The 15,088-nt window shown below is 69.3% G+C and carries 12 protein-coding genes; 6 read left to right on the top strand and 6 right to left on the bottom strand.

What is annotated here, in order from left to right:
* Positions 1 to 470 precede the first annotated feature (470 nt).
* The 6 genes from AB0903_RS26540 to AB0903_RS26515 form a co-directional block, all read right to left on the bottom strand.
* On the bottom strand, positions 471 to 1,577 hold the full coding sequence (locus AB0903_RS26540; protein WP_366706929.1) for a branched-chain amino acid aminotransferase: 1,107 nt from the start codon (positions 1,575 to 1,577) through the stop codon (positions 471 to 473).
* A gap of 262 nt (positions 1,578 to 1,839) precedes the next feature.
* The gene (locus tag AB0903_RS26535; RefSeq protein WP_366706927.1) at positions 1,840 to 2,883 is read right to left on the bottom strand and encodes a 3-isopropylmalate dehydrogenase; all 1,044 of its coding nucleotides are present in this window, start codon (positions 2,881 to 2,883) and stop codon (positions 1,840 to 1,842) included.
* A gap of 85 nt (positions 2,884 to 2,968) precedes the next feature.
* Entirely contained in the window at positions 2,969 to 3,097 is a 129-nt protein-coding gene (locus AB0903_RS26530; RefSeq protein WP_366706925.1) for a hypothetical protein, read from the bottom strand.
* Between the two features lie 396 nt (positions 3,098 to 3,493).
* Positions 3,494 to 3,886: a hypothetical protein gene (locus AB0903_RS26525; protein ID WP_366706923.1), complete on the bottom strand. Its 393-nt coding sequence runs from the start codon at positions 3,884 to 3,886 to the stop codon at positions 3,494 to 3,496.
* 135 nt (positions 3,887 to 4,021) lie between these two features.
* Positions 4,022 to 5,653: an L-glutamate gamma-semialdehyde dehydrogenase gene (gene pruA / locus AB0903_RS26520; RefSeq protein ID WP_366706921.1), complete on the bottom strand. Its 1,632-nt coding sequence runs from the start codon at positions 5,651 to 5,653 to the stop codon at positions 4,022 to 4,024.
* Between the two features lie 36 nt (positions 5,654 to 5,689).
* Positions 5,690 to 6,616, bottom strand: a complete 927-nt coding sequence (locus AB0903_RS26515; RefSeq protein ID WP_366706920.1) for a proline dehydrogenase family protein — start codon at positions 6,614 to 6,616, stop codon at positions 5,690 to 5,692.
* 190 nt (positions 6,617 to 6,806) lie between these two features.
* Between AB0903_RS26515 and AB0903_RS26510 the strand changes: the two genes are divergently transcribed.
* The 6 genes from AB0903_RS26510 to AB0903_RS26485 all read left to right on the top strand — a co-directional run bounded on the left by AB0903_RS26510 (position 6,807) and on the right by AB0903_RS26485 (position 15,081).
* Entirely contained in the window at positions 6,807 to 8,087 is a 1,281-nt protein-coding gene (locus AB0903_RS26510) for a helix-turn-helix domain-containing protein (protein WP_366706918.1), read from the top strand.
* Between the two features lie 167 nt (positions 8,088 to 8,254).
* On the top strand, positions 8,255 to 9,007 hold the full coding sequence (locus tag AB0903_RS26505) for a TnsA-like heteromeric transposase endonuclease subunit (RefSeq protein ID WP_366706916.1): 753 nt from the start codon (positions 8,255 to 8,257) through the stop codon (positions 9,005 to 9,007).
* Positions 9,004 to 11,190, top strand: coding sequence for an integrase (locus AB0903_RS26500; RefSeq protein ID WP_366706914.1), 2,187 nt, complete (start codon positions 9,004 to 9,006; stop codon positions 11,188 to 11,190). The genes AB0903_RS26505 and AB0903_RS26500 overlap by 4 nt, the downstream gene beginning before the upstream one ends.
* Positions 11,187 to 12,323 carry an AAA family ATPase gene (locus AB0903_RS26495; protein WP_366706912.1) on the top strand — a complete coding sequence of 379 codons (1,137 nt, stop codon included), beginning with the start codon at positions 11,187 to 11,189 and terminating at the stop codon, positions 12,321 to 12,323. The genes AB0903_RS26500 and AB0903_RS26495 overlap by 4 nt, the downstream gene beginning before the upstream one ends.
* Entirely contained in the window at positions 12,320 to 13,924 is a 1,605-nt protein-coding gene (locus AB0903_RS26490; RefSeq protein WP_366706910.1) for a TniQ family protein, read from the top strand. The genes AB0903_RS26495 and AB0903_RS26490 overlap by 4 nt, the downstream gene beginning before the upstream one ends.
* Positions 13,924 to 15,081: a hypothetical protein gene (locus tag AB0903_RS26485; protein ID WP_366706908.1), complete on the top strand. Its 1,158-nt coding sequence runs from the start codon at positions 13,924 to 13,926 to the stop codon at positions 15,079 to 15,081. The genes AB0903_RS26490 and AB0903_RS26485 overlap by 1 nt, the downstream gene beginning before the upstream one ends.
* Positions 15,082 to 15,088: the final 7 nt, after the last annotated feature.

Here is a 15,088-nt window from a genome sequence, read left to right as displayed (position 1 = left end):
GCGACACACCGGCCGACAGGACCGACCCCGCCCGGCGGACAGGATTTCGCCCGCGCGAACCAGCCCGTCCAGCCGGGACACGACCAGCCCCGCTGGAGGCACCGCCAACGGCCGACAGGCTGCAGGAGGAGTTGAGGCGCGGGGCGCGGGGCGGCGCCCCGGCAGGAACGGCGCGCCCGGGCGCCGGCGAGACGCGGGAGCGTGGGCCCGCCCCCGCGAGAGCGGGCACGCCCCGGGCCTCGTCGGCGCTTGCCGCACGAGGGCGCGGGGCTCCGGGCGCGGCCCCGTAGAACGGGGTCCGGGGCGGAGCCCCGGTTTCGGGAAGGGGCGGGGAGGGGAACGGCCCGCCGCAGGCACCGACCGCCCGCGCCCCCGCGTGGACGGGGCGGGCGCGAGCAGGCCACTCCGGGCGTCAGGCCAGTTCGCGACCCCGCGTGGACGGGGCGGGAGCGAGCAGGCCACTCCGGGCGTCAGGCCAGTTCGTGGGACCAGCCGTGGATGTCCTCCGCCTTGCCCGTCTGGATGTCGAGCAGCGCCTTGCGCAGCTTCATCGTGACCTCGCCCGGCCGCCCGCCGGAGTGCTGCCACTCGCCACGGGCGGACTTGACCGTACCGACCGGGGTGATCACCGCGGCCGTGCCACAGGCGAAGACCTCCTTCAGCGTGCCGTTCTCGGTGTCGGCCTGCCACTGGTCGATGGAGACGCGGCTCTCCTCCGACCCGTAGCCGAGGTCCCTGGCCAAGGTGAGGAGCGAGTCACGGGTGATGCCGGGGAGCAGCGAGCCCGTCAGCTTCGGGGTGACGATCTTGAGGTCGCCGTCGGAACCGGTCTCGTAGACGAAGTACAGGTTCATGCCGCCCAGTTCCTCGACCCACTTGTGCTCCACGGCGTCGAGGTACGCGACCTGGTCGCAGCCCTTCTGCGCGGCCTCTGCCTGGGCGAGGAGCGACGCGGCGTAGTTGCCGCCGGTCTTGGCGTCGCCCATGCCGCCGGGGACGGCGCGGACGCGGTCCTCGGAGAGCCAGATCGAGACGGGCTTGACGCCGCCCGGGAAGTAGGCGCCCGCCGGGGAGGCGATGACGAGGAAGAGGTACTCGTTGGCCGGCTTCACACCGAGACCGACCTCGCTCGCGATCATGAACGGGCGGAGGTAGAGCGACTCCTCGCCGCCGTGCGCCGGGACCCACGCCGTGTCCTGCTGGACGAGCGCGTCGCAGGCGGCGATGAAGGTGTCGACCGGCAGCTCCGGCATCGCCAGACGGCGGGCCGAACGCTGGAAGCGCTCGGCGTTGGCATCGGGCCGGAAGGTGGCGACTGAGCCGTCGGGGCGGCGGTACGCCTTGAGGCCCTCGAAGATCTCCTGCGCGTAGTGCAGGGTCATGTTGGCCGGATCGATGGACAGGGGCCCGTACGGAACGAGCTGGCCGTCGTGCCAGCCGCGGCCCTCCGTCCACTTGATCGTCACCATGTGATCGGTGAAGTGGCGGCCGAATCCCGGATTGGCCAGGATCGCCTCGCGCTCCGCGTCGGACAGCGGGTGCGAGGAGGGCTTGAGCTCGATCGTGGGCGTCGTCATGAGTGCAGTGTCCTTCACCGGTTGTTGTGACGGACCGCGCTCACGCCGACTGCTTGGACGTCCGAGCATCGCCGTGCACCACCACGGTCCATGGCCGATTATCGCCCGTGGAAGACCGTGCGGGGAACGGCGTGAATGCGGCCCGGGTTTCGATGGTGGCACCCGGGGGCCGCACAGGAAAAGCCGCCGGGCGCGGTGAGAGATGCGACCCGGCGGCTTCTGGGGGTGTCGGGGGACACCCCGGAATCAGTGTTCCGGCGGGTCAGCTCGCTACTCGTACCGCAAGCGCGTCGCCGATCTCGTCCGTCGTGCGGACGGTGCCGGAGGTGCGCCCGGCCAGGTCGGCGGCGACCGCGTCCTCGATCCGGACGGCCTCGGTCTCGTACCCGAGGTGCCGCAGCAGCAGGGCGACGGAGAGGACGGTCGCGGTGGGGTCGGCCTTGCCCGTGCCCGCGATGTCGGGTGCGGAACCGTGCACCGGCTCGAACATCGACGGGAACCGACCCGTCGGGTTGATGTTCCCGGAGGCGGCCAGGCCGATGCCGCCGGTCACGGCAGCGGCGAGGTCGGTGAGGATGTCGCCGAAGAGGTTGTCGGTGACGATCACGTCGAAGCGGTCCGGCTGGGTGACGAAGAAGATCGTCGCGGCGTCGACGTGCAGGTAGTCGGTGGTGACCTCGGGGTATTCCCGGCCGACCCTGTCGAAGATGTTCTTCCACATGTGGCCCGCGTACACGAGGACGTTGTTCTTGTGTACGAGTGTCAGCTTCTTGCGGGGGCGGGCGTTCGCCCGCTCGTAGGCGTCGCGGACGACGCGCTCCACGCCGTACGCGGTGTTGAGGCTGACCTCGGTGGCGACCTCGGCCGGGGTGCCGGTGCGCAGGGAGCCGCCGTTGCCCGTGTACGGGCCCTCGGTGCCCTCGCGGACGACGACGAAGTCGATGTCCGGGCGGCCGGCCAGCGGGGTGGCCGTGTTCGGGAACAGCTTCGACGGACGCAGGTTGACGTAGTGGTCGAAGGCGAACCGCAGCTTCAGCAGCAGACCGCGCTCCAGCACACCGGACGGCACCGACGGGTCACCGATGGCGCCGAGAAGGATGGCGTCGTGACTCTTGAGGGAGTCGAGCTCCGCGTCGGGGAGGGTCTCTCCGGTGCGGTGCCAGCGCTGGGCGCCGAGGTCGTACTCCTTGGTCTCCAGCTTCACATCCTGGGGCAGGACCGCGGCAAGGACCTTCAGGCCCTGCGCCACGACCTCCTGGCCGATGCCGTCACCGGGGACAACTGCGAGATTGATGCTGCGAGACATGTCGGCACCCTACTCCCCGTCCCATGCATTGACATGCGAGGTCCACCATGTGGACGGGGGTGTCGAACGAGGCGTGGTCCGTCGCTCAGTGGCCCGTGGAGCCGCCGTTGTCCCGGCGGTCGAGGGCGCGCTGCAGGGCAGCGGCGGCGTTCCTGCGGTCGGAATCGGTGGCACGGGAGGCGTGGCGGACTCGGCGGACGGTCACAGCGGTCATGGGAACGACTCCTTGAGATCAGAAGAGATTTCGAGGCGCCGGAAGGGGCGGGGAGCGGTGCCGCAGGGGTTGCCTGCACGGGGCACGGGCTCGCGACCGCCATTCGCTGGATCGAGCGAGACGTTCGGCTCCTACAAAAGTAGGACAGCTCGGCCGGTCTGTCTCCACAGTTACTCGGACTTCCTACTATCTGAGACGCGATCATCGTCGGCACCCCCGCCCGCGGTGCTGCCGGCCGGCACGTTCGGCATGACCTACCGGGTCAGACGCACCGTCGCCAAGAGCTGCGGCGAGACGCCCTGAGGCGACCGGCGGGCGGGAGCGGCCGCGTCCGGCGGGGCCGGGGCCCCCGCCCCGCCGGACGGGAGCCGGCAACAGCCGGGCGGTGCGGCCGGTTCAGAGCCTGCCGCCGGTGAGGCGGGACAGCGGGCCGCGCTGCCGCAGACCCACCCGGCGGCCGAGCGCGTACGAACCGGCCACCACGGTGGCGACGCCCGTACCGGCCCCGGCCACGACGGCCTTGCGCTCCTTGACGAGGGTCCAGACGACTCCGGCCTTGCCCGCGGCGGTCCCGGCGGCGGAGACCGCGGTGCGCTGGACCGTCCGGGCAGCAGTCGCCGCCTTCTGCGTCGTGGCGTCACCGATGCCGCGCACGGACTCGACCGTCCGCAGACCGGTGCCCTCCGCGGTGTCCTTGACCGTGTCCTTGACGGTGTCCTCGGCCTGTCGTGCTCGCGTGCCGGCGCTGCTCGTACGCGCCCTGGTCGTGTTCTTCTTGGTCTCAGCCATGCCTCCCGGGTATCCGGCACGCGCCGTCGCAAACTGACCCCTCGTCAACCCCGGCCCCCGGGCCGCGCGAAAAAAACCGCCCCCGTTCCGGCGTGGGGGCCGGGACGGGGGCGGAACCTCGGGGCGAGCGGTCGGTCAGCCCATGTGCGGGTACGAGTAGTCGGTCGGTGCGACCAGCGTCTCCTTGATGGCGCGGGTCAGCGTCCAGCGCATCAGGTTCTGCGGGGCGCCCGCCTTGTCGTTGGTGCCGGAGGCACGGCCGCCGCCGAAGGGCTGCTGGCCGACGACGGCGCCGGTCGACTTGTCGTTGATGTAGAAGTTGCCCGCCGCGTAGCGGAGCTTGTCCATCGCGTCGGCGGCGGCGGCCCGGTCACCGGCGATGATCGAGCCGGTCAGCGCGTACGCCGACACCGACTCCATCTGCTCCAGCATCTCCTCGTACTTGTCGTCCTCGTAGACGTGGACGGCGAGGATCGGGCCGAAGTACTCGGTCGTGAAGACCTCGTTGTCGGCGTCGGAGCACTCGATGACGGTCGGGCGGACGAAGTAGCCGACCGAGTCGTCGTAGCTGCCGCCCGCGACGATCGTGCAGGTCGGGTCCTCCTTCGCCCGGTCGATCGCGGCCTTGTTCTTGGCGAAGGCGCGCTCGTCGATCACGGCGCCGATGAAGTTCGTCAGGTCGGTGACGTCACCCATCCTGATGGCGTCGACCTCGGCGGCGAACTCCTCCTTGAAGCCGGAGTTCCAGATGGAGGCGGGGACGTACGCCCGCGAGGACGCGGAGCACTTCTGGCCCTGGAACTCGAACGAGCCACGGGTCAGCGCGGTCTTGAGGACGGCACGGTCGGCGCTCGGATGGGCGACGACGAAGTCCTTGCCTCCGGTCTCGCCGACGATCCGCGGGTAGGAGCGGTACTTCTCGATGTTGTTGCCGACCGTCTTCCACAGGTGCTGGAAGGTCCTGGTGGAGCCGGTGAAGTGGATCCCTGCGAGCATCGGGTGCTCGAGGGCCACCTCGGAGACGGCGATGCCGTCACCGGTCACCAGGTTGATGACGCCCTTGGGAAGACCGGCCTCCTCCAGGAGCTGCATCAGCAGCACGGCGGCATGGGTCTGCGTCGGGGACGGCTTCCAGACGACGACGTTGCCCATGAGCGCGGGCGCGGTCGGCAGGTTGCCGGCGATGGCGGTGAAGTTGAACGGGGTGATCGCGTAGACGAAGCCCTCGAGCGGGCGGTGGTCGAGGCGGTTCCACACGCCCGGCGAGTTCGCCACGGGCTGCTCGGCGAGCAGGTCGCGGGCGTACTTGACGTTGAAGCGCCAGAAGTCGACGAGCTCGCAGGGGGTGTCGATCTCGGCCTGCTGGGCGGTCTTCGACTGTCCGAGCATGGTGGAGGCGGCCAGCGTCTCGCGCCACGGGCCGGCCAGCAGCTCGGCGGCGCGCAGGATGATCGCGGCGCGGTCGTCGAAGGACATGGCGCGCCAGGCCGGCGCGGCCGCGAGGGCGGCGTCGACCGCGTCCTGCGCGTCCTGCCGGGTCGCGGCGGCGAAGGTGCCGAGGACGGCCTTGTGGTTGTGGGGCTGTACGACGTCGACGCGCTCGCCGCCGCCCATCCGCTTCACACCGCCGATCGTCATCGGCAGGTCGATCGGGTTCTCGGCCAGCTCCTTGAGCTTGGCCTCGAGACGGGCGCGCTCGGGCGACCCGGGGGCGTAGCCGTGCACCGGCTCGTTGACCGGGGCGGGGACCTGGGTGACAGCGTCCATGGGTTCCATTGCTCCTTAGCGAGGGGTGGGAGGGGCTCAGCCCTTGGTGATCATCGAGCGGAGGAAGAAGAGCAGGTTGGCCGGCTTCTCCGCGAGGCGGCGCATGAAGTAGCCGTACCAGTCGGTGCCGTACGCGGTGTAGACGCGCATGCGGTGGCCCTCCGCCGCCAGCCGGAGGTGCTCGTCGCCGCGGATGCCGTACAGCATCTGGAACTCGTACTCGTCGGGCTTGCGGCCGGCGCGGTGGGCCAGCTCCTGGGTGATGGCGATCAGGCGGGGGTCGTGCGACCCGATCATCGGGTAGCCGCCGCCCTTCATGAGGATCTTGAGGATGCGGACGAACGCCTTGTCGATCTCGGCCTTGTCCTGGTACGCGACGGAGGCCGGCTCCTTGTAGGCGCCCTTGACGACGCGGACACGGCTTCCGGCGTCCGCGAGGCGGCGGGCGTCGTCCTCGGTACGGAAAAGGTATGCCTGGATCACGCATCCGGTCTGGGGGAAGCCCTTGCGGAGCTCCTCGTGGATGGCAAACATCGAGTCGAGGGTGGTGTGGTCCTCCGCATCCAGCGTAACCGTCGTGCCGATGGCGGCGGCGGCCTCGACGACGGGGCGTACGTTGGCGAGCGCCAGCTCGTGGCCGCCCTCCAGCGCTTGGCCGAACATGGAGAGTTTGACCGACATCTCGGCCTTCGTGCCCAGGCCGAGGCCCGCGAGGTGCTCGATGAGGTCGAGGTAGGCGTCCCGTGCGGCGGCGGCCTGCTCGGGGGTGGTGATGTCCTCACCGACGACGTCGAGGGTGACTTCAAGGCCCTTGGCGGCGGCGTCCTTGACGATCGGGACGACCTGCTCGACCGTCTCACCGGCGATGAACCGGGCGACGACCTGCTTGGTCCCCGGGGCTGCCGACACGAAGCGGCGCATCTTGTCGCTGCGCGAAGCGGCGAGGATCACGGGACCCAGCACGGGCACCTCCATGAAACAGGTGTTGAAGTGGCGGAACAGGTGTTGAAGTGGCTGAAACCGAACGTTTCGGAAACGGCACGGGGAACCACCCTGAAACCTAAGGATCGCCCCGGCCGTCTGCCATCGACAGCTGTCACGCATCCGTGTCCGGGATCTCAGACATATGTCTGAAGGGTGCGAGAATGGCGGAGTGAAGGGCGACTACCAGGACCTTGTCGACGAGATCTCCGCGCTGCTGGCCACGCCGGCGACCCTGGAGAACCGCGACTTCGGGCTGATCGCCTTCGGCGCGCACGACAGCGACGACGACAGTGCGATGGACCCCGTCCGCACCCGCTCGATCCTGACCCGGAAGTCCACCCCGGCGGTCCGCGCCTGGTTCGAGGGGTTCGGCATCACCCGCGCGACCGGCCCGGTCCGTATCCCCGCGGCTCCGGAGGCGGGGGTCTACCGTGACCGGATCTGTCTGCCCGTGCGGCACCACGGCGTCGCGCTCGGGTACGTATGGCTGCTCGACGCCGACCCGGGACCGTCCGCCGCCCAGCTGGCCGCCGCCATGGAGGTCGCCGACCGGATCGGCTTCCTGCTCGCGGACGAGGAGCGCGCCGGGGCGGATCTGTCCCGGGAACTTCGGGCGGTGCTGGCGGCCGACCGGGGCTGGCAGTACGACATGGCGGTGGCCGAGCTGGGCACGGGCCTGGGTCCGGACGCAACAGGGCTGCACGCCCTGGTCTGCGTGACGCCATGGGCGGCAGGGGACGCCCCTTCCGTGCGGTCGCTGCCCGGAGCCTCCGCGCTGTGCACCGTCGCGCTGCCCGTCGCGGGCCGCGCCACCCGGGGGACGGGGAGCGCCCAGGGGCGCGAACGGCCGGAGGGGGAACGGGACGACCCGGCGGGCGGGGACGAGGGGGCGGTCACGCGATCCGACGCGGTGGCCGCCCTGGTCCGGCTCCGGGCGGCGGACAACCTCGCCCCGGCGCTGGCCGTGGCCTCCCGGCTGGCCGGGGCAGCCGGCGAGGCCACCGCGGGCGACGCAGGGCCGTCCGGGACCGGCCGCCCTCCGGTCGGCGTCGGGATGTCCACCGCCCTGCGCGGGTTGGGCGGCCTGGACGGGGCCTGGCGGGAAGCGGCGGCGTCGGCGCGCGCGGCACGGGCCGACGCCGGGCTCGGGCCGGTGGCTCGCTGGGCGGACCTCGGGCCGTACCGCCTGCTGACGGCGCTGCCCGCCGGCGCCGCCCGTGATCCGGTGGTGCGACAGCTGCTGACCACGCCGCACGCCGAACTGGCCCGTACGGCCGAGGTGTTCCTCGACTGCGCCGGCCAGGCGGGCCGCACGGCCGCCGCACTGGGCATCCACCGCCAGACCCTGTACTACCGCCTCTCCCGCGTCGAGCAGCTGACCGGGCTCGACCTCGACGACGGCGAGCACCGGCTGCTGCTGCACATGGCTCTCAAGAGCGCGCGACTGTAGGGCGCTTCTAGGATCCGCGACTTAGCTAGCAATGAAGGTGGTTCGTTAGCAGCGGATTAGCAAATCCGCGATCCCGTTGACAGTGACTACGGTCAGTGGCGATCTTCTCCGGGTCGTCTTCGGTCTTCTCCGTCCGTGGGCCGCCTGTGCTTCGTACCGTCTCCAGCATGGCGGTACGGAGCTCGGGCGGCGCCCGTGGTACGCGCAAGGTTCCTACGGCGTCGATCCGGTACGAGGACGCATCGGTACGCGAAGTCCCGGTACAACAGTTGCGGTTGGCCGACTTCGCGGAGTCGAGGCCGTGGCGTGATGCCCGGTCGGTGCACGGGATGGCCCACTACTCGGGCAAGTACGCATCCGCGACGACGGGCGGGCATGTGGTCTATGAGAGTCGCCTGGAGCTAGCCCGGCTGTTGCTGGCGGACTTTGATCCCGCAGTGCAGGGGATCTTCGCCCAGCCGTGCCGGTTGGCGGCTCGGATCGGCGACCGCGTGCGACACCACGTTCCGGACTTTTTGCTGGTCATGCGCTCGGCGACGGTGCGAGTGGTCAACGTCAAACCGGTGGACCGACTGCAGGACCCGAAGATCGTGGAAGCCCTGGCCTGGCCGGGTGAGCTGATTCGGCAGCACGGCTGGGAGTACGAGATCTGGTCCGGGGCGGATCGGGCGCTACTGGAGAACGTGCGGTTCCTGGCCGCCTACCGGCGGCCCGGTGTGGTGCCGGAGGCCGAGGTGGAGCAGGCGTGGGAGCGGGTGGAGGACGGTGAGAAGCTGGCTTTGGCCGAGCGCCGGCTGGCGGGTGATCGGCCGCCCGAGGAGGCAAGGCCGGCGCTGATGGCCTTGTTGTGGTCCGGGCGGCTGACGACGGATCTGACACGTCCGTTGTCGGGTGAGTCAGTACTGCGGAGGTGCGCATGAGCGCCTGGACGACGCCTCTGCGGCCGGGGCTTCCGCTCAGTTTCGACGGAGAGCAGTTCACTGTCGCGGAGATCGAGGGCCGCCGGATTCTTCTTGAGCCGGCGACAGGGGTGTTCGGTACGCGGAAGTGGCGGCAGGTCGACATCTCCGTGCTGCTGGCCCATCCCAGCACCGAGATCCTGGTCCCGGTGCCGCAGGACGAGCCGTCGGCAGCGGCCGTTCTGGGCAGCCTCGACGACGACGGTGATGACGCCTTGACCCGGAGGTTCCGGCATGTTCAGGAGGTCATGACCGGATACCAGTTCGGTGACGAGGTACTGGCTCTGCCGGGGGAGCCCAGGCCGGACTACGCGCCTACAACCCCGCTGATGCATCGGTACGCGGCCAAGGCGGTGGAGCTCGGGGTCGCCGAGAGCACGATCCGGAACTGGGTACGGCAGGTGAAGCGCTCGGGCCCGGCAGGGCTGGTGCAAGAGCGTCCGAAGGCGAGTGTGCTGGACCGGGCCGACTCGCGGTGGCTGGATATGGCCCGCGCGGTGCTGAAGGGTCATGAGAAGAGATCCCGGCCGGTGCGGAATCTGGTCCTCATGGAGATCGAGGAGCGTCTGCGGAAGGAGTACGGGAAGGGAACGGTCCCCATTCCGGCACGCACAACGGGCTACGGGCTGCTGCGGGCGCTGTCCAAGGGCACGAACGCCTTCGAGGGCAGCACGAAGGGCAAGCGGTCTATCGCCAACGCCCCTGCAGGGACCTATGGCCGGCTGCGGGCGACGCGCCCGGGCGAGTACGTGGTTCTGGACACGAACTGCCTGGACGTTTTCGCGATGGAGCCGGTGACCTGCCGGTGGGTGCAGTGCGAGCTCACGGTCGCGATGGATCTCTACAGCCGGTGCATCACCGGGCTGCGGCTGACTCCGGTGTCGACGAAGTCGACGGACGTGGCGGGGGTGCTGTTCGAGACGGTAAGGCCGCGAGACGTTCCGGAAGGCGGGCGTGAGCCGCTGCCGTATTGCGGGGTGCCGTCCACCGTGGTGGTCGACTCGGACAAGCTGGTCGACCGGGACGGGCAGCCGCTGCTGCCGACGGTCGCGGCTGAGACGATCATCTACGACCACGGCAAGGTCTACCTCTCGAACCACATCCAGAGTGTCTGCGCGAAGCTGGACATCTCGCTGCAGCCGGCCCGACCGAAGACGCCGACCGACAAGCCGATCGAGCGCTGGTTCCTCACCCTCAACCAGGGAGTGTTGGCCGCGCTGCCCGGCTACAAGGGCTCGGACGTGCACAGCCGCGGCGAGAAGGTCGAGAATGAGGCGTTCTTCTTCATCGACGAACTCGAAGCGATCATCCGCGAGTGGATCACTCTGATCTATCACCGGCGGCCCCACCGTGGTCTGTCCGTGCCGGAGGTGCCGGGGCTGAAGCTGAGCCCCCTGGACATGTTCGAGCACGGTGTCACCCGTGCGGGCCCGCTGCGGATCCCGGCCCGCCCAAACCTGGCCCTGGAGTTCCTCGAGGAGGAACGCGTCCCGATCCACCACTACGGGGTCGAGATCGAGGGGCTGCGCTACAACGGGGATGCGCTGAACGACTACCGCAACCAGCCCAGCCCTTATCGCGGGGTGAATGCGGGCAAATGGCCGATCGCGGTGGACCGCGGTGATATGCGGAAGGTGTACTTCCAGGATCCCAAGGTGCGGAAGTGGCACGTGCTCGATTGGGAGCATGCGCCCGTGCTGAACGGCCCCTTCAGCAGGGAGGCACTGGTCTACGCCCGCCGCCTCGCCAAGAAGACCCACCGATTCCCGGACACCAAACGCGCACTGATTGAACTTCTTGAGCGGTGGGGTGCCGGACTTGCCGCGGACCGCACGGAGCGCCGGATGGCAGTGCGGTTGTCCCAGGAACGGCTGCGGCTGGTGGGCGAGGACGACGAACCGCAGAACGCGAAGGCTGAGGTTGCCGCTCTGCCGTCGGTCCGGCGCATCGCCGACCTCAGCTCAACAGCGTCCGGCCCAGAAGAGGCCGACGGGCCTAGCCTGCATGTCGTCGGGTCCCAGGAGGATGACCTGGGCGGGGACGACGACGAGGATGAGGAGTGCGACGCTGCCTTCCCTGGCGACGACAGCGTCGCCCCGCCCGAAGAGGACGACTACTACGCCGACGTCTGGAACAGCCGTTGAGTACGGCGGACGGCATCGAGCCGTTCGAGGGCGATGACCGCCAGTACACCCCCACCCGGCTTCCGGGCTGGCTGCAGGAGGTCAACGGCCCAGACCGCGTCCAGCCTCCGCAGCTCACCCGCGCCCAGCTCGCCGATCTCTCGCCACGGAATCTGCTGGTGCACAACGACAACCGGGACGTCTGGCACGCCAACATCGGCCCGATCGATACGCCCCAGCTCCTCGCTCTGCACGACTCCCTGGCCGAGATCGTCGAGTCGAACCGGCACGACGGAGATAAGACGAAGCCCGCGGCCCTGGTGGATGCCTATCCCGGGCTCGGCAAGAGCACAGCAGTGCGGGACTACGGCCGCAAGCTGTTCCGCAAGCAAGTTGCCCTGCGCGGAGAGACGACGCCGAGCGGCAACCGCCGCGTCCCGGTCATCTACATCGCGTTGAGCGGGAACACACAGATCCGCGGGCTGAACGCGGCGATCTGCCGTTTCTACGGCCTGCCGACCTCCGGAAACGCCGACACCCTGGCCGAGCGGGCTGTGGATGCCGTGTTGTCCATGAAGACGGCCGCGATCATCATCGACGACATCCATTTCCTCGCCGGGTCGAACTCCAACTCGGTGCGCATGGCGAACCAGTTGAAGTACCTGGCGAATGTCTTCCCCGTCACCCTGATCTACGTCGGTGTCGGCGTCCAGCAGCGTGGTGTCCTGCGCGAGGGCTTCTCCGACAGGCAGACCGAGCTCGCCCAGTTCGGTCGCCGCACCACCCCTTTGACGCTGCCGCCGTTCCATATTGAGGACGACGAAGGCCGCCAGGACTGGCAGACCCTGCTCAAGACGATCGAGCAGACACTCGTCCTGGCGGAGAAGTACCCCGGAATGCTCGCCAGGGACCTGTCCGACTACCTCTTCGCACGCTCCACCGGACACTTCGCCTCCCTCATGGCGCTGATCAACCGCGGCTGCCTGCGCGCGATCCGCTCCGGTCATGAGCGCCTCGACACGGACTTGATGGACCAGGTCAAGAACGACGCCGCCGCTGAAGCGGCCCGCAAGGAACTCGAAGCCGAGATCGCCGCCGGCCTGCTGACCAGCCGACCGACGCCGTCTCCACAACGTCGCAGGAAGTCGGCGTGACTGTTTGGACCGATGACCGCATCCCCATCGCGCTGGCACCTCTCCCGGGCGAGGCCCTGGAAAGCTGGATCGGCGCCTACGCGCGCCGACTGCGCGTCACCAACAGTGTCTTTCTTGAAGCCGTCGGGCTGCCCGGCGCCCGCACGTCACACCTCGCGCTACGGCTCACCGCTGACGAAACGACCGCCTTGGAGCGGGCCACCGGCGTCGAACGGCAGGCACTCACCAGCATGACGCTCGAACCCTACGACGGGCTGGCAGTGGCGATCCTGCCCAGTCGGCGCAAACTGTCCAGACCACCAGCGTGGAGGTTCAGCGGAAGCCGAGCCCGCTACTGCCCTGGGTGCCTGGGCCATAACGCCGGCCGCGGGCCGGTTTTCTGGCGCCTCCCATGGGCCTTCGCCTGTCCCACCCACCACACACTGCTGCTGGACTTCTGTCCCGACTGCCACCAGCCCCCGCACCCTTGGAAAGCAAGACGGCTCGGTCCCCGCGCAACGGGCACCTGCACGCGAGCTCACAGCAGTCTCGGCCTACGGGCAGCCTGCGGAGCCGACCTCACGCAGGCCCGGGCCACCCCTCTGCCCGCCCCAGGACTCGTGCTGGCCGCCCAGCGACACATCATCACCCTGCTGAACGGCGAACCGGCCGCAAGGCCGGCCGCGCTGGCCGAGGTCAAGCAGCTCTATGCTCTGGCCTGGCGCATTCTGCGTGGTCTGCACACCACCGCGGACCGGGCACCGGAGGTCGTACACACCGTGGTGACCGAGTGCGGCGGAGGTCTACCACAGCTGACCAGGGAGGACGTCGGGCACGACGCCCACAATGCCGCCGTCGGCACCGCTCTGGCCCGCATCGCCCTTCACCCCGGCCATGCCGACCACGAGGCACTCTTCGAGTGGATCCTCGAAACCGACCGGTCACTGCTGAAGACCTCGAAGAACAACATCGGCGCGATGGCCGACCGATGGACTTGGAGCGGTCCCGAGCTGGTCGGCCGCGTGCTGGCCAAGCTCGACCCCCAGGCCACCTTGCACGCCCGGCTTCGTTACGCCAGCGCCAGCCCCCGACCACGCTGGCCGGACCTCCCCGCCTCCGCCATCACCCGCCGGGCGGCAATGATCCCTGCCATGCTCTGGCCCGGATGGACGATGCGCCTGCTCCCGCGCCCCACGAACAACAAAGACCCCCGCGCTGGCACGTTCCGCCGCGGCTGCAGCAGCTTCCTCCTGCTTCCTGGCGGGCCGCCCCAGCTGAACTTCGAACGTGTCGGCCCGCTCCTGGGCAACCAGGAGATCAACACCGATCGCGACAGCATCGAACGGCGCCTCTATCTCGATCATGATCTGACCCCGCTGGCATCCACGCTGGCCCAGCTCGCCCGCGCCTTGGACGAGCACGGCTCTCCCATCGACTACGCCAGACGGCGAGCCGCCTTCACCAGCACCACGGTCACCCTCGATCTCGACGCCTATGCACGGTTGTGCGTCCAGCAGGGCTGGAACCCCGGTCAGCAGCATCGCGTCCTCCTGATGCGTGCGTATCTGCTGATGCTGCTGACCGGCGAGGTTCATCCCCCGCCTGAAGGAGCGTCCTCCTGATGCGTGCGTATCTGCTGATGCTGCTGACCGGCGAGGTTCATCCCCCGCCTGAAGGAGCGTCCTACCGATTCGCATGGCACTGCTCGGAGTTCCGGTTCCATGCGCCCCGCGCCCTCCGCTCGTTCCTCCGCCAGCAGGCCGAAGAGAACCTCGCCCACCGCAAGATCATCGAACCCGTTACCTGGGAACCACCCGAGACATGGGTGACCGGCGTCCGATGGCCCGGCCTCTCCCCCACGGACATCGTCACGGACGAGTTCCGTGATCTGCTGGCAACAGCCGGCACCGTCCATGAGGCGGCTGACGCTCTCGGCCTGGCCGCAGAACACGTCCGCCTCTACTGCGATCTCACGAAGACCGGCGCAGCCACCCCCAGCGACGTGATCGGCAAGCACCTCAGCACACGCACCGCGCGAAAGGCCAAGATCCGCGAAGGCATTCTTGCCCCGAAGTGCCTCCGTGACCTCTACGTGAACCAGAAACTGGAACTCACGCACATCGCCAACCTGGCGTCCTGCAGCCCCGACACCGTTCGCCGACTCCTCCGGCAAGAGGGGATCCCACTCCGCCCCCGGCCACGACGACTCCCAGACCGCCCCGACATCACCCGTGAATGGCTCCACGACGAGTACATCGAACGCCAACGCGACATCGCCAACCTCGCCCGCGAACGCGGCGTCACCCACTACCACCTCACCAAGCTGGCCAGAACCTGGGGCATCCCGATTCGCTCCTCCGGAGGCCACTGCTACAGCGCTGTCGGGCACCTGGACCTTCGCCGTCCCCTGTCGGAGGGCATGCGAAGAGTGGTCACGACCCCGCAGGCCATCGACCGGCTACGGGCCATCAGTTCGGTCCCCGGCCACCCCAGCTTCGCCGCCGCAGCCCAGAGGAACTCCACGGGAAGCGACCGCGCCCTCCGCCAGCGAGTGATCCTGATCGAAAAGACAGTCGGGTTCCAGATCATCGACCGTTCCGCCAAGCCCCTCGCGCCCACCGAACGCGGACGGGAGTTCCTGCGCGAAGCCCGCGAGATCCTCCACGCCGCGGACGGCACCCGACCCGTCCGTACACCTCGATCGCAAGCTCCACGAGGATCTCAGCAGTCGGGCTGCCAACGTTCCGCCCTCGACGGTTCCGCTGACGCTCTACGATGACCGGGGC

Source organism: Streptomyces sp. NPDC048389 (assembly GCF_040706335.1).
Classification (GTDB): Bacteria; Actinomycetota; Actinomycetes; order Streptomycetales; family Streptomycetaceae; genus Streptomyces.
This window is presented reverse-complemented; position numbering and strand designations above follow the sequence as displayed.

Coding starts and splice junctions, on each gene's coding strand:
- AB0903_RS26540 (WP_366706929.1), bottom strand. CDS start 1,577: ATGACGACGCCCACGATCGAGCTCAAGCCCTCCTCGCACCCGCTGTCC.
- AB0903_RS26535 (WP_366706927.1), bottom strand. CDS start 2,883: ATGTCTCGCAGCATCAATCTCGCAGTTGTCCCCGGTGACGGCATCGGC.
- AB0903_RS26530 (WP_366706925.1), bottom strand. CDS start 3,097: ATGACCGCTGTGACCGTCCGCCGAGTCCGCCACGCCTCCCGTGCCACC.
- AB0903_RS26525 (WP_366706923.1), bottom strand. CDS start 3,886: ATGGCTGAGACCAAGAAGAACACGACCAGGGCGCGTACGAGCAGCGCC.
- pruA (WP_366706921.1), bottom strand. CDS start 5,653: ATGGACGCTGTCACCCAGGTCCCCGCCCCGGTCAACGAGCCGGTGCAC.
- AB0903_RS26505 (WP_366706916.1), top strand. CDS start 8,255: ATGGCGGTACGGAGCTCGGGCGGCGCCCGTGGTACGCGCAAGGTTCCT.
- AB0903_RS26500 (WP_366706914.1), top strand. CDS start 9,004: ATGAGCGCCTGGACGACGCCTCTGCGGCCGGGGCTTCCGCTCAGTTTC.
- AB0903_RS26485 (WP_366706908.1), top strand. CDS start 13,924: ATGCGTGCGTATCTGCTGATGCTGCTGACCGGCGAGGTTCATCCCCCG.